At 69.4% G+C, this 16862-nt stretch carries 14 protein-coding genes and 1 other RNA gene; 5 read left to right on the forward strand and 10 right to left on the reverse strand.

Annotation, left to right across the window (positions count from 1 at the left end; all coding sequences use genetic code 11):
* Positions 1-33 precede the first annotated feature (33 nt).
* The 5 genes from GFK26_RS02415 to norR all read right to left on the reverse strand — a co-directional run bounded on the left by GFK26_RS02415 (position 34) and on the right by norR (position 4952).
* Positions 34-240 carry a DUF1656 domain-containing protein gene (locus tag GFK26_RS02415; RefSeq protein ID WP_099795029.1) on the reverse strand — a complete coding sequence of 69 codons (207 nt, stop codon included), beginning with the start codon at positions 238-240 and terminating at the stop codon, positions 34-36.
* Positions 237-2351 (reverse strand): FUSC family protein, encoded by a 2115-nt coding sequence (locus tag GFK26_RS02420; protein WP_153280689.1) that lies wholly within the window; start codon positions 2349-2351, stop codon positions 237-239. Before GFK26_RS02420 ends, GFK26_RS02415 begins: the two co-directional genes overlap by 4 nt.
* The gene (locus GFK26_RS02425) at positions 2352-2795 is read right to left on the reverse strand and encodes a MarR family winged helix-turn-helix transcriptional regulator (RefSeq protein ID WP_153285830.1); all 444 of its coding nucleotides are present in this window, start codon (positions 2793-2795) and stop codon (positions 2352-2354) included.
* Between the two features lie 166 nt (positions 2796-2961).
* Positions 2962-3330, reverse strand: an RNA gene (rnpB, locus tag GFK26_RS02430) — RNase P RNA component class A.
* A gap of 53 nt (positions 3331-3383) precedes the next feature.
* Positions 3384-4952, reverse strand: coding sequence for a nitric oxide reductase transcriptional regulator NorR (gene norR, locus GFK26_RS02435; protein ID WP_153280690.1), 1569 nt, complete (start codon positions 4950-4952; stop codon positions 3384-3386).
* Positions 4953-5087: 135 nt separating this feature from the next.
* Between norR and hmpA the strand changes: the two genes are divergently transcribed.
* From hmpA to GFK26_RS02460, 5 genes are all read left to right on the forward strand, one after another.
* The gene (hmpA, locus tag GFK26_RS02440) at positions 5088-6272 is read left to right on the forward strand and encodes an NO-inducible flavohemoprotein (protein WP_153280691.1); all 1185 of its coding nucleotides are present in this window, start codon (positions 5088-5090) and stop codon (positions 6270-6272) included.
* Positions 6273-6368: 96 nt separating this feature from the next.
* The gene (cysK, locus tag GFK26_RS02445; protein WP_153280692.1) at positions 6369-7289 is read left to right on the forward strand and encodes a cysteine synthase A; all 921 of its coding nucleotides are present in this window, start codon (positions 6369-6371) and stop codon (positions 7287-7289) included.
* A gap of 73 nt (positions 7290-7362) precedes the next feature.
* Positions 7363-9009, forward strand: a complete 1647-nt coding sequence (locus GFK26_RS02450; RefSeq protein ID WP_153280693.1) for an NAD(P)/FAD-dependent oxidoreductase — start codon at positions 7363-7365, stop codon at positions 9007-9009.
* Between the two features lie 2 nt (positions 9010-9011).
* Positions 9012-9560 (forward strand): VUT family protein, encoded by a 549-nt coding sequence (locus GFK26_RS02455; protein ID WP_153280694.1) that lies wholly within the window; start codon positions 9012-9014, stop codon positions 9558-9560.
* 111 nt (positions 9561-9671) lie between these two features.
* The gene (locus GFK26_RS02460; RefSeq protein ID WP_153280695.1) at positions 9672-10682 is read left to right on the forward strand and encodes a ProQ/FinO family protein; all 1011 of its coding nucleotides are present in this window, start codon (positions 9672-9674) and stop codon (positions 10680-10682) included.
* A gap of 90 nt (positions 10683-10772) precedes the next feature.
* On the opposite strand, the gene htpX is transcribed toward GFK26_RS02460, so the two are convergent.
* The 5 genes from htpX to pyrC form a co-directional block, all read right to left on the reverse strand.
* Positions 10773-11645, reverse strand: a complete 873-nt coding sequence (gene htpX / locus GFK26_RS02465; protein ID WP_101488641.1) for a protease HtpX — start codon at positions 11643-11645, stop codon at positions 10773-10775.
* A 158-nt stretch (positions 11646-11803) separates the two neighbouring features.
* Positions 11804-14125, reverse strand: a complete 2322-nt coding sequence (locus GFK26_RS02470; protein ID WP_153280696.1) for an IgaA/UmoB family intracellular growth attenuator — start codon at positions 14123-14125, stop codon at positions 11804-11806.
* Between the two features lie 92 nt (positions 14126-14217).
* On the reverse strand, positions 14218-15015 hold the full coding sequence (locus GFK26_RS02475) for a DUF3025 domain-containing protein (RefSeq protein WP_153280697.1): 798 nt from the start codon (positions 15013-15015) through the stop codon (positions 14218-14220).
* Positions 14991-15815 (reverse strand): NYN domain-containing protein, encoded by an 825-nt coding sequence (locus tag GFK26_RS02480; protein WP_153280698.1) that lies wholly within the window; start codon positions 15813-15815, stop codon positions 14991-14993. The genes GFK26_RS02475 and GFK26_RS02480 overlap by 25 nt, the downstream gene beginning before the upstream one ends.
* A complete protein-coding gene (pyrC, locus tag GFK26_RS02485; protein ID WP_139701425.1) occupies positions 15812-16843 on the reverse strand; it encodes a dihydroorotase in 1032 nt (343 codons plus the stop codon). The genes GFK26_RS02480 and pyrC overlap by 4 nt, the downstream gene beginning before the upstream one ends.
* Positions 16844-16862 lie beyond the last annotated feature (19 nt).

Consider the following 16862-nt stretch of genomic DNA (forward strand, 5'->3'; position numbering starts at 1 on the left):
ATCTCTGTGATGTTTGAGTTGTCGTGGCGGGCGTCATTGCAGGTGCGCCGTGAGGCGGCTCAGGCCGTACAACAGCAGCAGGTACAGCGCCATGTCGAACAGCGCCGGGTGCCACACCCAGCGGTACAGGCCGGTGGCGGCGAGCAGCCGGCGCACGCCCCACAGGGCGAGCAGCGCGGCGGCGGCCAGCAGCATGAGCCAGGGCACGTAGAGCCCGTAGAAACTGGCTTCGCCGATCATGCGGAAGCTCCTTGCGGTGAGGAAGAAGACACAGACACGCCTGCGAGCGAAGGCGGCGCATCGGGGAACAGGTTGCGGCGCAGGCCGACCAGTGCGGTGACGGCGGCGCGCGACGCGGTGGTGACGTCGCGTGCGGCGAGCACGGCGGCCAATGCTTCATCGATCTGCGGCAGCAGTGCCGCCGGGCGCGGCGCCATGCGGCCTTCGCCGCGCTGGCGGAAGAAGCGCGCGATGCCGCCGAGCAGCGCGGCCGAGGTGGCCACCGGCAGCTGGGCGCGCACGCGCTGCAGCACGGCGATGTCGGCGCCCATGCGCAGGTCGCGCAGCGCGTCGTTGGCGGCCACGCCCTCGACGGTGCCACCGGCCTGCGCGATGCGCGGCGCCAGCAGGCCGATGCGGTCGAGCATGCGCACGGCGTAGGCGTCGCTCTGCGCGTACTGCGGCTGGGCCGAAGCGGCCATGTCGCCGAGCTCGCGCCACGTGGCGCGCTGGATGCGGCGTGCGCTCCAGTCGGCGCCCACCGAGCGCACCAGCCGCGTGACGCGCGCGGCGATCACCACGCCGACGATCTGGCCGATCATGCCGTTGATGAAGCTCACGAGGTCGGCGCTGGCGGTGTCGTGCAGTGCGAGCGTGCCCGACACCCCGAAGACCAGCGCCATCGCGGCCATGAAGTGCGTCGGGCGCGGCAGGTACAGGCCCAGCAAAAGAAAGAGCGGCGCGCAGACCAGCGCGAGCAGGCCGAAGTCCTGCACCGTGGGCATGAGCACGAGCACGTAGACGGCGGAGATCGGAATGGACCACAGCGTCCACTTCAGGAAGCCGTGCATCGCGGGCACGGGGTCGTCCATGGTGGCGAAGAAGCAGCAGAAGACGGCGGCCATCATGGTGGCGGCCGAGCCCATGGTCCAGCCCGTGAGGATCCAGAACGCGCCGCACACGCAGATGGCAATGACGGCGGCCAGCGCCGACAGCAGCGCCATGCCGTGGTCGCGGTGCATCGCGCGCTGGCCGAGCGCGGCCGTGCGGCGCAGCGGCGCGCCGCCCTTCAGGCCTTCGTCGATGTCGCGGCGCAACTGCGCGCAGGCGGTCCAGCCGTCGACCAGCTCTTCGAGCCGGCCCGCGAGGCCGATGCGCAGCGCGCGAGCCCAGGGGGTGAGCGCCGCGTCCTGTGCAGTGCCGAGCGCACCGATCGCCTGGCGCAGCGCCTGCAGGCGGGCCGACGCGTCGACGGCCGGGTCGCTTTCGTCGCGCAGCCATTGCGCGGCCAGTGCCAGCACGGCGGTGACGTCGGGCGTGAGGCGGCCTTCGGCCTGCGCCAGCGCCTGCAGCCGGTCTTCGACCGCCGACAGCGCGGGCGTGAGCGCCGCCACGCGGTCCTGCATGGCGCGGATCGCGCCGGCGGTCCAGCGCAGGTGCGTGGTGTCGAAGGGCACGTGGGTCGAGAGCAGGCGCAGCTGCGTGATGTCGCCCGCGAGGCGGCGGCGGTCGTCGTCCAGGCGCTGGGGAGCGGCCTCCTTGGAGGCGCTGCGGTCGCCCGGCTGGAACAGGTCGCCGATCCACTGGCGCGCGTCTTTCAGCGTGCGGTCGAGCAGGCCCAGCACGGTGGGCGCAAGCCCCGTGGGCAGCACGAGGCTGTGGACCAGCGTGGCGCAGAAGATGCCCAAGCCGATTTCTTCCACGCGCGCCACGGCGGTGTCGAACAGCACGAGCGGCGTCTGCACCGACGGAAAGCCGATGAGCGCGGCCGTGTAGCCCGCGAGCATGAAGACGTACGAGCGCGGCGTGCGGTCGAGCAGCGAGATGTACAGGCACAGCCCGACCCACAGCGCGAGCACCAGCGTGAGCAGCTCGGGCGCGTTGGACAGCGCGGGCACGAGCAGCACCGTCGCCGTGCTGCCGATCAGCGTGCCGACGAAGCGGTACACCGCCTTGGAACGCACCGCGCCTGCGAGCGGATGGGCGACGACGTAGGTCGTCATCAAGGCCCAGAACGGGCGCGGCAGGCCGGCGCGGCTCGCCAGGTACATCGCGAGCATCGCGGCGGCGAAGCTCTTGACGGAGAACAGGACTTCCGCGCGGGTGAAGCGCGGCAGGCGCAGCGCAGTCATCTACTTGCGGCCTTCCTGCGTGGCCAGCGCGTTGCGGCCGAGCCGCTCCTCGAGCGTGCCGAAGACGCGCAGGCACGCGGCGATGTCGTCGTCGTCGATGCCTTCGAACAGCGTGTTGCGCATCTGGCTCAAGGCGGCCTCGAGCGTGGCGCACGCGGTCACGCCCGCGGGCGTGAGGTGCAGCGTCTTGGCGCGGCGGTCGGCCGGATCTTCCATGCGCTGCACGAGGCCCGCCTCGACCAGCTGATCGACCGAGCGAACCAGCGACGGCCCCTCGATGCCCAGCACCGAGGCCAGCATGCCCTGGCGCATGCCGTCGCCCATGCGGCCGATCATCACGATCGGCCAGGCCAGCGTCTGCGACACGCCGACGTGGGCCACGGCCTTGTCGGCCGCGGCGCGGTAGGCGCGCTGCAGCGTGGAGAACGACATGCCAAGGTGCATGAGCGCGTGCTCGCGGCTCTGGGAGTGGTTGTGGTCGGTCACGTCGGATAGCAATTAGTTAGCTTGCTATCTATTATAGGGGTAACTACCGATCCGTGCAGCAGCCACGCGCGCGCCCGCCTGGGGCGCCGGCGACCGGGAAAAACAAAAGGGGGAAAGAAGAAAAGTGTGAAGCCCGCCGATAAGCCGGATTCTGTGCACCGGAACCCTCTTGCGAAGATTCCGGCGTGACCGCCATTACTCTGGGCCGTTTGTCGCCAAACGGCTCGATGCCACCTACCCGCCAGCTCAGCGGAACCACCTCGATACTGGCCTACTTGGTGTTGCTGCGCGCAGAGATTGCCCGTTTCACCCGAACTGAATCGGCTCGTCTCTGTTGCTCTGATCCTCACCTCACGGTGGAGAGTCGTTAACTCCTGCGCTGTCCTGTGCAGTCCGGACGTTCCTCCAGTGCGATCTTTCGACCCGATGCTGTTGCCCGAAGGCGCAGCGTCGTCCCTTTCGGGCTTGCACCAGCGGCGGTCTGGCGTGCTTCACGGCGCGATTATCGCCCGGCGCGCGATGACCCTTCGGGCGATGCCGCGATCGTCAGCCCGGCGCTTCGTGGTCCTCGGCCTGCATCAGGCCCAGTTTGCGCAGCGTTCGGTGGAAGTTGCTGCGGTCCATGCCCGCCTCGCGCGCGGCGCTGGCCACGCGGCCGCCGTGGCGGGCGAGCACTTCCGAGAGCCACGCGCGCTGGAAGGCCTCGGTCGCTTCGCGCAGCGTGCCGCCCCCGACCACAAGCCCCGCGTGTTCGTTCACCGGGACCCGCGCAGGCGCCGCCACGGGCGCTGTCGAGGCGGCGGACTCCAGCGCCAGGTGGTGCGGCTCGATCGCCGTCCAGCGCGAGCCGCGCGGCTGCTCCCTGAACGCCCGCAGCGAGGCGCGGCTGATCACATGCTCGAGTTCGCGCACGTTGCCCGGCCAGCCGTGCGCCAGCAGGGCGGCCTTCGATGCCGGCGAAAGCCGCAGGTTGCGCGCGCCCAGCCGGTGCTGGTTCTCCTCGAGAAAGCTGCCGGCGAGCACGAGCACGTCGCGCCCGCGTTCGCGCAGCGGCGCGACGACGAGCGGATAGACCGACAGCCGGTGGTACAGATCGGCACGAAACCGCCCCTGCGCAATCGCTGCGGGCAGGTCGCGGTTGGTGGCCGCGATCACGCGCACGTCGACCTTGCGCATGCGGTCGCTGCCGGGCCGCTGCACCTCGCCGCTTTGCAGCACGCGCAGCAGCTTGGCCTGCACGCTCAGCGGCAGCTCGCCGACCTCGTCGAGAAAGAGCGTGCCGCCGTCGGCGATCTCGAACTTGCCGTCGCGGTCCTGCACGGCGCCGGTGAACGCGCCGCGCTTGTGGCCGAAGAGTTCGCTGTCGGCCAGCGTCTCGGGCAGCGCCGCGCAGTTGACCTGCACGAGCGGCTGCTCGCTGCGCCGCGAGCGCGCGTGCAGGCGCTGCGCGACGAGGTCCTTGCCGACGCCGGTTTCGCCGAGCAGCAGCACCGTGAGGTCGGACACGGCGACGGTGTCGATCTCGTCGCACAGCTGCTTCATCGCCGGGCTGCTGCCCAGCAGCTCGCGCGGCGCGCCGCGACCTGCACGCAGGGCCTGTGCGACGGCCTGCTCGCGCATCGCGCGCGCCTGCATCTCGCGGATCGTGTGGGCCGCCTCGATGCCGGTTTCGACGAGGGTGACCAAGGCCTCCATCTGCGCCGGGCTCACGGCATCGAAGGCGTGCGGCTCCAGCGCATCCAGCGTGAGCAGGCCCCAGAGGGCGCCGCGCAAACGCAGCGGTGCGCCCATGCAGTCGTGCACCGGCAGGATGCCCGGCTGGCCGGCGACGAGGCCGTCGTACGGGTCGGGCAGGTTGCTGTCGTGCGCGAAACGCAGGCCGCGTTCGCTGGCGAGCAGGCGCGCAAAACGCGGATGGGCGGCGACGGGAAACTGGCGCCCGAGGGTTTCATCGCTCAGGCCGTCGACCGCGACGGGTTTCAGCACGTCGACCTCGAGCTGCAGCAGCGCGGCGGCATCGCAGCGAACGAGCCCGCGCGCGGCGGCGAGCAGCGATCGGTAGCGGGCGGCCTCGGCTTCGGGCTCGGTGGTCGAATCGACACTGTTTGCGGTCATAAGTACAACGCAGATGTTGTGGTTAATTTGACCACGCCTGATAAATCCCCAATGACGTCAAGCACTTGCAGCGACCTTTCGGCTGGCACGGATCGTGAGATGACGAAGGCATCTCAACAGAGGAAGCGCCAGACCATGCACCCGCAAACCATCGCCACCGTCAAGTCCACCGTGCCCGCGCTGAAGGCCCACGGCGAGGCCATCACCAGCCACTTCTACAAGATCATGTTCGAGGGCCATCCGCAGGTGAAGGCCTTCTTCAACGAGGCACACCAGGCCGCCGGTACCCAGGCGCGCGCGCTGGCGGGGGCGGTCATCGCGTACGGCGCGCACATCGACCGGCTGGACGAGATCGCCGGCGCCCTGCCCCGGATCATCCAGAAGCACGCGGCGCTGGGCGTGCTGCCCGAGCACTATCCAATCGTCGGCCACTACCTGCTGCGCGCCGTGAAGGAGGTGCTCGGCGATGCCGCGACCGACGAGGTGATCGCCGCGTGGGGCGAGGCCTACGAATCGCTGGCGGGGTTGCTCATCGCGGCGGAAGAAGCCGTCTACAGCGCCAACGCGGCGCAGACCGGCGGATGGCGTGGCACGCGCGAGTTCCGCGTGGCGCGCCGCGAAGACGAGAGCGAGGTCATCACCTCGTTCTACCTGGAGCCCGTGGACGGCGGCGCGCTGCTGGCGTTCTCGCCGGGGCAGTACCTCACGCTGGTGCTGGAGATCGACGGCCAGCCGGTGCGGCGCAACTACTCGCTGTCCGACGCGCCGGGCAAGCCGTGGTACCGCATCAGCGTGAAGAAGGAAGAAGGCGGCCGCGCCTCGAACTGGCTGCACGAGGCCGCAGTGGTCGGCACGCATCTGCAGGTGCAGGCACCGTGCGGCGACTTCGTGCTGCTGCCCGCCGGCGAGCAGGCGCGTCCGCTGGTGCTGGTGACGGGCGGCGTGGGCATCACGCCCGCGATGAGCATGCTCGAATCGATGGCGCACACGGGCCGGCCGGTGCACTTCGTCCATGCGGCGCGGCACGGCGGTGCGCATGCGTTCCGCGCCCGCGTCGATGCCCTCGCGCAGCGGCATGCGAACGTGAAGCCGCTGTATGTCTACGACACGCCGCGCGACACCGACACGCCGCACGCGACCGGCTTCGTCACCCGCGAGCTGCTGGCCGGGCTGCTGCCGGAAGACCGCGACGTCGACCTGTACTTTCTCGGGCCGAAGCCGTTCATGAAGGCCGTGTATGCCAACGGGCTGGCGCTCGGCGTGCCGAAGCAACAGCTGCGCTACGAGTTCTTCGGCCCGCTGGAAGCCCTGGAGGCCTGAGGGAAGCAAAGCCCTGCGCTGAAACAGTCGCGGGCTGGTCTCACAATGCGCGCTGTCCGCTCGAAAAACCGCATTGAATTGATCCAAGGAGATTCCATGAAGGCCCAGAACATCCTCCAGACCATCGGCAACACGCCGCACATCCGCATCAACCGCCTGTTCGGTAACGCGAAGCAGCAGGTCTGGATCAAGTCGGAGCGCGCCAACCCCGGCGGCTCGATCAAGGACCGCATCGCGCTCGCGATGGTCGAAGACGCGGAAAAAAGCGGCGCACTGAAACCCGGCGGCACGATCGTCGAGCCGACCTCGGGCAACACCGGCATCGGCCTGGCGATGGTCGCGGCCGTCAAGGGCTACAAGCTGATCCTGGTGATGCCCGACAGCATGTCGGTCGAGCGCCGCCGCCTCATGCTGGCCTACGGCGCCACCTTCGACCTCACGCCGCGCGCCGGCGGCATGAAGGCCTCGATCGCCCGCGCAGAGGAAATCGTGGCCGGCACGCCCGGCGCGTGGATGCCGCAGCAGTTCAACAACCCCGCGAACGTCGACGTGCACGTGCGCACCACGGCCGAAGAGATCGCGGCCGACTTTCCTGACGGCATCGACGTGCTCATCACCGGCGTGGGCACGGGCGGCCACATCACGGGCGTCGCACGCGTGCTCAAGAAGAAGTGGCCCAAGCTGCAGGTGTTCGCGGTCGAGCCCGTGGCTTCGCCCGTGATCTCGGGCGGCGCGCCGGCGCCCCACCCCATCCAGGGCATCGGTGCGGGCTTCATTCCGAAGAACCTCGACACCTCGCTGCTCGACGGCGTGCTGCAGGTCGACGCCGAACCGGCGCGCGAAATGGCGCGCCGCTGCGCGGTCGAGGAAGGCATCCTGGTCGGCATCTCGTCGGGCGCGACGCTCGCGGCCATTGCGCAGAAGCTGCCCTCGCTGGCACCCGATGCGGTGGTGCTGGGCTTCAACTACGACACGGGCGAGCGCTACCTCTCCGTAGAGGGCTTCCTGCCCGCCTGACGCAGCTACAAGTTTCATAGCGCCCTGGGCGCTTAAAATCGTCGGTCTGCTTGATAACCACAAGCCCCACGACATGCTGCGAATCTCCGAACTCAAACTCCCGCTCGACCACGCGCCTGACGCGCTGGTCACCCTGATCGCCCGAACGCTCGACGTTCCGACTGAAGCGATCGCCTCCCACACCGTCTACAAGCGCAGCTTCGACGCCCGCAAGGTCGACCTGCTCACGGTCTACATCTGCGACGTGCAGCTGGCCGACGCGGCACTCGAAGCCGCGCTGCTCGCAAAGCACGCCAGCCACCCGCACATCCAGCCCGCGCCCGACATGCGCTACACGCCGCCGGGCCATGCGCCCGCGGATCGAAATGACGCCCCGCGGCCCGTGGTGATCGGCTTCGGCCCCTGCGGCATCTTCGCGGCGCTGATGCTCGCGAAGATGGGCTTCAGGCCCATCGTGCTCGAACGCGGCAAGACCGTGCGCCAGCGCACCCGCGACACCTGGGGCCTGTGGCGCAAGAGTGTGCTCAACCCCGAGTCGAACGTGCAGTTCGGCGAAGGCGGCGCCGGCACCTTCTCGGACGGCAAGCTCTACAGCCAGATCAAGGACCCGCGCTTCCTCGGCCGCAAGGTGATGGAAGAGTTCGTGAAGGCCGGCGCGCCGCCCGAAATTCTGTACGTCGCGCACCCGCACATCGGCACCTTCAAGCTGGTGAAGGTGGTCGAGAACATCCGCGAGCAGATCGTCGCGCTCGGCGGCGAGATCCGCTTCGAGCAGCGCGTGACCGACGTGCACATCGAAGATGGCCCCACCGGCAAGCACTTGCGCGGCCTCACCGTGCTCGACCAGACGACCGGCCAGAGCAGCGAGCTTCGCGCCGACCACGTCGTGATGGCGCTGGGCCACAGCTCGCGCGACACCTTCGAGATGCTGCATGCGCGCGGCGTGTACATCGAGGCCAAGCCCTTCTCGATCGGCTTCCGCGTCGAGCACCCGCAGGGCCTGATCGACCGCGCCCGCTGGGGCCGCCATGCGGGCCATCCGCTGCTGGGCGCGGCCGACTACAAGCTGGTGCACCACGCGAGCAACGGCCGCTCGGTCTACAGCTTCTGCATGTGCCCCGGCGGCACCGTGGTCGCGGCCACCAGCGAACCGGGCCGCGTGGTCACCAACGGCATGAGCCAGTACTCGCGCAACGAACGCAATGCCAACGCGGGCATCGTGGTGGGCATCGACCCGAAGGACTTCCCGGGCGATGCGCTCGCAGGCATTGCGCTGCAGCGCCAGCTCGAAAGCAACGCCTACGTGCTCGGCGGCAGCAACTACCACGCGCCCGGCCAGCTGGTGGGCGACTTCATCGCCGGCAAGCCGTCGACCGCACTCGGCAGCATCATCCCGTCGTACAAGCCCGGCGTGACGCCGACCGACCTGCACCAGGCGCTGCCCGCCTACGCCATCGAGGCGATGCGCGAAGCCTTCCCCGCCTTTGGTCGCAAGATCAAGGGCTTCGACACGCACGACGCCGTGCTCACGGGCGTGGAAACGCGCACCTCGTCGCCGATCCGCATCACGCGCGGCGACGACTTCCAGAGCCTCAACGTGCGCGGCCTCTACCCGGCCGGCGAAGGCGCCAGCTACGCAGGCGGCATTTTGTCGGCCGGCGTGGACGGCATCAAGGTGGCCGAGGCCGTGGCGCGCAGCGTGCTCGGCACGGCGGTTTGACGATGCACTTCCACCGTCCCTCCTCCGGCCAGCTGGCCGTCGCCACGCTGGCGATGGCCGCCGTGGTGCTCGCGTCCAACATCCTCGTGCAGTTCGCGATCAACGACTGGCTCACCTGGGGCGCCTTCACCTACCCGGTGGCCTACCTCGTGAGCGACCTCGTCAACCGGCGCTTCGGCCCCGGCATGGCGCGGCGCGTGGCGTGGGTCGGCTTCGCGGTGGCCGTGGCGGTGTCGCTGCTGCTCGCACCGGCGCGCATCGCCGCCGCTTCGGGCCTGGCCTTCATCGCCTCGCAGTTGCTCGACATCCGCGTGTTCGACCGCCTGCGCCGCGGCCTCTGGTGGCGCGCGCCGCTCGTGGCCACGGTGATCGCGGCCGTGCTCGACAGCATCGTCTTCTGGGGCATCGCCTTCGCAGGCACCGACGGCCCCTGGCTCACGTGGGCGCTCGGCGACCTGGGCGTGAAGCTCGGCGTCGGCGTGCTGATGCTGTTGCCGTTCCGGTTGCTGATCGGGCGGCAAACCCCTGACCGGGGCACTGCACGCGCATGACGATCCGCCCTGACAATACCCGCAGGATGTTCCGGCCGCGCTGACCGCGCGGGACCGGTTGTTCTTTTTCTTCCTTTTTCCATCCCTCGCGCCCATCGCCGAGCCTTCCGTATGACCGACGCATCCACCGCCGCCCCGAACACGAACTCGCGCAACGCACGGCGCCAGCGCCCGGACATGGCCGAGCAGCTCCAGCAGCTGAAGACCGGCGCGGGCAGCACCGACGCAGGCGCTGACGCGTCGGCAGCGCAGCCTGCTCCCCCGCAGCCACAGCAGCAGCAACAACGCCCGCCGCGGGCGAAGCAGCAGCGCCCGCACGGGCAGCAGCAGCCGCAGCAAGGGCGCAAGCCGCGCGGCCCGCAGCAACAACAACAGCAACCGGAAGCCCAGCGCGCACCGCGCAAGGTCAACCCGGTGCTCGAGCGCCTGTTCGCGCTGTACCCGCAGCTCTTCGGCGCGCGCTTCGTGCCGCTCAAGCTCGGCGTGTACGAAGAGCTGATCGCGCGCCATCCCGAAGACTTCAAGGCCGAAGACCTGAAGGTCGCGATGGGCCAGCATGCGCGCTCCACGCGCTACCTGGAGAGCGTGGCCGCCGGCCATGCGCGCCATGACCTCGACGGCAACGCGCTCGACCCGGTCGCGCCCGAGCACGTGCACCACGCCATCCTCGAGCTGCACCGCCGCCGCTCGCACCGCAACCCCGGCGAAGACCTGCGTCCGCAGCTGGTGACGCGCATCGCCAAGGCCATCGAAGCCTCGGGCCTCGACCACGAAGCGTATGCCGTGCTGGTGCGCTCGCGCGACGCCAACAACAACGCCATCGTCGACGAAGCCCTGGCCGAACTCGCCCAGCAGGCCGCCAAGCGCGAAGCCCTGCTGCGTGCCTTCGAAGCCAGCGGCCGCAGCGAACAGGAGTTCGCCGACATGTACGGCATGAAGCCCGCCGACGTGACGCGCACGCTGCAGCGCGTGCGCGACGATCAGAAGCGGGCCGCGGCGGCGGCAGAAGCTGCCGCGGCTGCTGCGGCAGCAGCACCAGAACCGGAAGCGACTGAAGTGCAGGCTGCTGCGCCCGAAGCAGAAGCCGCACCGGCCGCGCCCGCAGCACCCGCCGCAGACTGACGCCACGCGCCAGTCCCAACGAAAAAAGCCGCCACATCACTGTGGCGGCTTTTTTCATGGCGACGGCGCTGGCCGTCCCTGGCAGTTGGCTCAGCGCGCGTTCTGCAGCGCAGCAATGCGCTCTTCGATCGGCGGATGCGTGGCAAACAGCTTGCCCATCGCGCCCGTGATGCCCATGGCTTCGACCGCCTTCGGCAGTTCACCGGCCGGCAGGCCGCCCAGGCGGGCGAGTGCGTTCATCATCGGCTGGCGGTTGCCCATGAGGGCGGCGGCGCCGGCGTCGGCGCGGAACTCACGCTGGCGCGAGAACCAGGCCACCACGATCGCGGCGGCAAAACCGAGCACGATGTCCAGCACGATGGTGCTCACGTAGTAGCCGATGCCGGGGCCCGACGAGCGGTCGTCGCCGCGGCGAAGGAAGCTGTCGACCGCGTAGCCGATCACGCGCGAGAGGAACACGACAAAGGTGTTCATCACGCCCTGGATCAGCGTCATCGTGACCATGTCGCCGTTGGCGATGTGCGCGACTTCGTGGCCGATGACGGCCTCGACCTCTTCGCGCGTCATGCCCTGCAGCAGGCCGGTGGACACGGCCACGAGCGACGAGTTCTTGAACGCGCCGGTGGCGAAGGCATTGGGCTCGCCTTCGAAGATGCCGACCTCGGGCATGCCGATGCCGGCCTTGTCAGCGAACTTGCGCACGGTGCCGACGATCCAGGCCTCGTCGGGCGACTGGGGGTTGTCGATCATGCGCAGGCCGGCCGTCCACTTGGCCATGGGCTTGCTGATGAGCAGCGAGATGATCGCGCCGCCGAAGCCCATGATCAGCGCAAAGCCGAGCAGCGCCGTGAGGTTGAGGCCGTTGGCCGTGAGGAAGCGATTGACGCCGAGCAGGCTGGCGACCACGCCGAGCACCGCGACGACCATCACGTTGGTCAGGACAAACAGAAGGATACGTTTCAAGTTGAATTCTCCGTGGGGAAATCTGCCACCTAGATAAGGGCCCCGGGGCCCTCTTCAAGCCGCGCGCGGCGGGGAGGCCCTCGGTGTTGCATCCGGTGGAGCCATGATAGGAGCAAAAGTTCTGGCGCCCCGATATTCCCCGCCGGAGTCAAGGCCTGTCAGAAAAGGCCGCTGGTGCCCGGCGCCGGGCGGGTGGCGATGTCGGCGTCGAGCCGGGCGCGGCGGCGACTGCTCTGCGTCCAGCGCAGCGCGAACAGCAGGCCGTTGACCAGCACCAGCCCCACGGCGAACAGCCACCACAGCACGTGCGCGCCCGCCGCGGTCATGCGCGAAGCATCGAGGCTCGGGTCGATGCGCACCCACGGCGTGCCGGCGGCGTCCTTGCCGCTGGCGGTGACGAGGCCTTCGAGGGTGAAGGGCTTCAGGCCTTCCGCCGTGGCGTTGCGCTGCAGGCGGGCCCAGCGGCCGAGGAGGGAACTGTCGGTGTCGCTGTCGTCTTCGGCGACGTCGGCCGCGCCCGCGGTCGCGCCCGGCACATCGTCGTTGCCTTCGCCGGGCTGCTGCACCGGCGCGTTGTCGATGCGCATGGAAGACGCCAGCAGCACGCCGCCCTGCGCGGGCACGATGGCAGGACGCGCGGCCTCGATCTTCGCGGCCACCACGCTGTCGACCGCTTGTGCCAGCGCACGCTGCACGGACGCCAGCTGCTGGCGGGACAGGATGAGGTCGGCGTTCTCCTGGCCTGCTGCTGCGCTCGTGGCCAGTGCCTGCCAGGTGTTCACCGGCGTCTCGACGCCGTCCTTGTCGACCGTGGCGTCGATGGCGCGCACGAGCTCGCGCTGCAGGCGCTCGCAGGCGGCGGGCGACAGGCCGGCGGCGTCCTTGCAGGCGGCGTCGATCATCGCCACCGCGCGGTCGAAGCCGCGCACGGTCAGCGGCACGCTCTCGCGCGCACGGTAGGCCGCGAGCGGGTCGGAGGCCTGGCCGCCCATCTGCTGCATGCGCAGCATCGCGATCAGGCTGGCCATCGCGTGGTTCTCAGTCGTGCGAAGGAAGCCGGGCTCGGCGAGCGCCAGCACGCCCGGCGGGATGTCGAGCGCGGGGACGACGGGTGCGGTGCCGTTCCAGCGCACGGACGTGCAATCGATGACCGGCACGCCGCGGGTGGTGTGTTCTTCGGCACGGCCGTTCATGTCGATCTCGCACCGGCCCTGGCCTTCCATGCGCGCGCGGCTGCCCCAATGAGGCGGCTTGTCGGCGAACTGTGCGGCATCGCCATAAGCGGCCGTGGCGCGGCCGTTCGTGAGCCATTGCGCGGCGAGCGCAGCCTCGCCGCGCGGGTCGGGTGCCGACAGCACGACCGCGCCGATGGCGAGCAGGCCGATGACCAGATGCAGCAGGTGCCGGCCCCAGTACGCGGGTCGGAAACGCCGCCATTCGTCGGCCACCGCCCACTTGTCGCCGAAGCTCACGGCGCTGAAGTCGCTGGTGCGCAGCTCGGCTTCGATCACCTCGCCGTAAGGGACCGACGCCGTCGTGCGCCAATGCGAAGGCAGCACCAGGCTCAGCTTGTCGCCGATGAACAGCCCCACGTTCTGGACCGACGCGTTGCCGGCGTTGACCACCGCGATCTGGTTGAGCATGCCGCGCACGCGATTCACCGGCTGCGGTTGCCGCACAGGCGCCGTCGCCGGCGGGGTGCGCACGAACAGCCACGCGGCCCACAGCCCCGCGAGCCCGCCTGCGCCCATCAGGTAGACGCTTACCGCCTGCGTGGCGTCCCAAGTGGCGACCCACAACAGCACGAAGGCAAGCAGCCAGGCGAAGGCCGAGGCCCAGCCGCCGCGCCCCATGCGGCTTGCGACCTCTTCGGGCGTTTCGGTGCGCTGGCTCAGGATGTCGACCTCGCCGCGCTGGTAGCGCGCATTCGGGTCGATCGCAACGGATGCGGCCACCGCGTCGGGCAGGGTCGCGACGGGGTCGGCTGCGGCGTCATCGAGCGACGGCAGCGCGCCGATCTCGCCGCGCTTCCATTGCTGGTCCTGCGCCTGCTGGCGCTGTGCGCGCTGCCGGCCTTCGAGCAGATCGAAGCCGTTCAGACGGATCACGACGGCGCACTTTCCGGCCAGCACCACCAGCGCCTGGTTGTGCGGCTCGATGTAGTCGATGGCGTCGTAGGGCAGCAGCACATCGACGTCGCCGATGGTGTCGTGCTCGGTCGACGAGCCCTGCGTCGACAGGCCGTGGCGCAGGAACGCACCGCTGAGTTCACGCACGTTGTCGTCGACCGTGAGCTTCTGCCCCATGAGAAAGGGTTGCAGCGCCGATTTTTCTTCGTCTGTGATGCGGCGCAGCACGGGCGCGTCGCGGAAGTCTTTCAGGGCACTCCGGTTGTCGGAGCGGCGCGACATGTAGACGATGAAGCTGTAGATCCCGTAAAGAATCAGCCCGACCTTGAGCACGATGATGATGGTGTCCATCTTTTTGGCCTCTCCCTTGGCATATGACGTATGACGCACGCGTGGCGTGCGATGCGCGCGCTTGGCAAAGGCCCCTCCCGGGCCCGTGAACGCTAGCGCGACTTCAGCTCTGACAACGCGCCCGGCAAGGGTCGAAAGACCTGCGGGTCGGCATAGAACGAAGCCGATGTATTTTCGACGCACCAGCCGGGCACGCCGAGCACCGGAATAGGAACGAAAGGCTTCGCTTCGAGCTGTTTCGCATCGATATTTCTCGCCATCGCCGCATCGTCGAAGGCGGTGGAGCCCGTCGCACGGTGCGTCAGCAGCACATGCGCGGTGATCGGCTTGCGCGGCGTCACCAGCTTTTCGAGCAACGCATGGCCGAAGAGCAGCAGGCGCGCCTCGTGCCACAGGCTGCGCTGCGTGACGAACAGCGTCTGCCAGTCGCGTGCGATCAGCGCGTCCCACAGCGCAGGCGGCGCGTCGAGCACCGCACCGTTCTCGTCGAAGAGCGTGAGCGCATCGCGCAGCGGCCCGCGCGTGGCGCCGACGCCGGCGCGTGCGATTTCGGCGGCCTGCAGTTCGTTGAGCCGGCGCTTGGTTTCGGGAAAGGCCAGCCAGACGAGGCCGTTGAAGAAGTCGTGCAGGTTGTCGCGCGTGGGCACGGTGCGCGTGCGGAAGATGTGGGCCTCGTAGGCCTGGCCTTCGGGCAATGCATCTTGCGTGACGAAGCCGGGCACGGCGGGTGGCTTGGCCGCCTGCAGCGCGGCGGCGACGGTGCCGCCCTGCGCGACAGCCTGCGCCACGGCTTCGCCGGGGTCGCGGTACGGAGCCAGCCAGGGTGCTGCCCACGCGATGGCCGCGACCGCCGGCAGGGCCGGACTCAAGGCGCGGGCGCCCCCGTCCATCGGATGCGGTCGGGGTGTTGCATCACCGCGAACTCGGCGGTGAGCTTGTCGAACAGCTTGAGCGAGCTGCCGCTCTTACTGAGCAGGCCGGCGGTGCGCAGGGCCTTGGCCACGTCGTTGAGCGGCACGTCGGTGCCGCGGCGCAGCGCAGGCATGGCCTGCAGGATGAACTCGGCCGCCTCGGAGATTTCCGGCTGCTTCGGCGGTGGGGGCGGCGCGGCGGGCTTGGCTGTCTTTGCCGCCGTCTTGCGCGCGGTCTTGGCGGCGGCCTTCTTCGCGGGCGCGGTCTTGGCGGCCGGCGTCTTCTTCGCTGCGGCTGTCGTCTTCCTGGCCGGCGCGGTGCGCACGGCCGGCTTCACGCCGTGGTGCGGAATGTCGATGAAGCTGTCGTAGACGCCGACGGTCTCTTCGCCGGTCTTGCCCTGCTGGCCGATGCCGCAGACGCGGCAGCCTTTTTCGCGCAGCCGGATGACGAGCGGCGCAAAGTCGGAATCGGACGACACCAGCACCACCACGTCGGGGCGCTCGGCGATCACGAGGTCGATGGCGTCGACGGCCAGCGCGATGTCGGTGCTGTTCTTGCCGGCCGACAGGTTCACCATCGGCCGCACCGACAGCCGCTTGAACAGCGCCTGCCGATTCACGGCCATCTCGGCGTTGCAATAGGCACGGCGCACGTGGATGGCGCCGAAGTCTTCCATCGTGCGCTGCACAGCCTGCTCGATCACGTCGGCCGAGACGTTGTCGGCGTCGATCAGCAACATGATGCGCAGCGACGACAGGGGCGTGACCGGCGTCATGCGAGCTTCCAGTTCACCGTCTCGCCGCCGCGCAGCGGCTTGAGCGTGGCTTCGCCGTAGGGCACGGTCTCGGGCAGCGTCCAGGTTTCGCGCTTGAGCGTGATGGTGTCGGTGTGGCGCGGCAGGTCGTAGAAGTCGGGGCCGTGGAAGCTGGCGAAGCCTTCGAGCTTGTCGAGTGCGTTCACGCTGTCGAAGGCCTCGGCGTAGAGCTCGATGGCGGTGAGCGCGGTGTAGCAGCCGGCGCAGCCGAGCGCGTGCTCCTTCAGGTGCGCGGGGTGCGGCGCGCTGTCGGTGCCCAGGAAGAAGCGGTCGCTGCCGCTGGTGGCCGCCTCGACCAGCGCGACGCGGTGCGTCTCGCGCTTGAGCACGGGCAGGCAGTAGTAGTGCGGGCGGATGCCGCCGGTGAAGATGGCGTTGCGGTTGTAGAGCAAGTGGTGCGCGGTGATGGTGGCTGCGGTGAAGCGGCCGGCATCGCGCACGTAATGCGCGCCCTCTTTCGTGGTCAGGTGTTCGAACACCACCTTCAGTTCGGGGAAGTCGCGGCGCAGCGGAATCATCACGCGGTCGACAAACACGGCTTCGCGGTCGAACAGGTCGATGGCCGGGTCGGTCACTTCGCCGTGCACCAGCAGCAGCAGGCCGTGCTTCTGCATCGCTTCGAGCGTCTTGTAGGTCTTGCGGATGTCGGTCACGCCGGCATCGCTGTTGGTGGTGGCGCCGGCCGGGTAGAGCTTGAGCGCGCGCACGCCGGCTTCGGCGGCGAGCGCGATTTCTTCGGGCGGCAGCTTGTCGGTCAGGTAGAGCGACATCACGGGCTCGAAGGACGTGCCCGCGGGCACGGCGGCGCGGATGCGGTCGCGGTAGGCCACGGCCTGTGCGGCGGTGGTCACGGGCGGACGCAGGTTCGGCATGATCAGCGCGCGGCCGAACTGGCGGGCGCTGTGGGGCACGACGGCTTCGAGGGCGGCGCCATCGCGCACGTGCAGGTGCCAGTCGTCTGGGCGGGTGATCGTGAGGGTGTCTGTCATGGCCCGCAATTGTCGCATC

Source organism: Variovorax paradoxus (assembly GCF_009498455.1).
In the GTDB taxonomy this organism is placed as follows: domain Bacteria; phylum Pseudomonadota; class Gammaproteobacteria; order Burkholderiales; family Burkholderiaceae_C; genus Variovorax; species Variovorax paradoxus_H.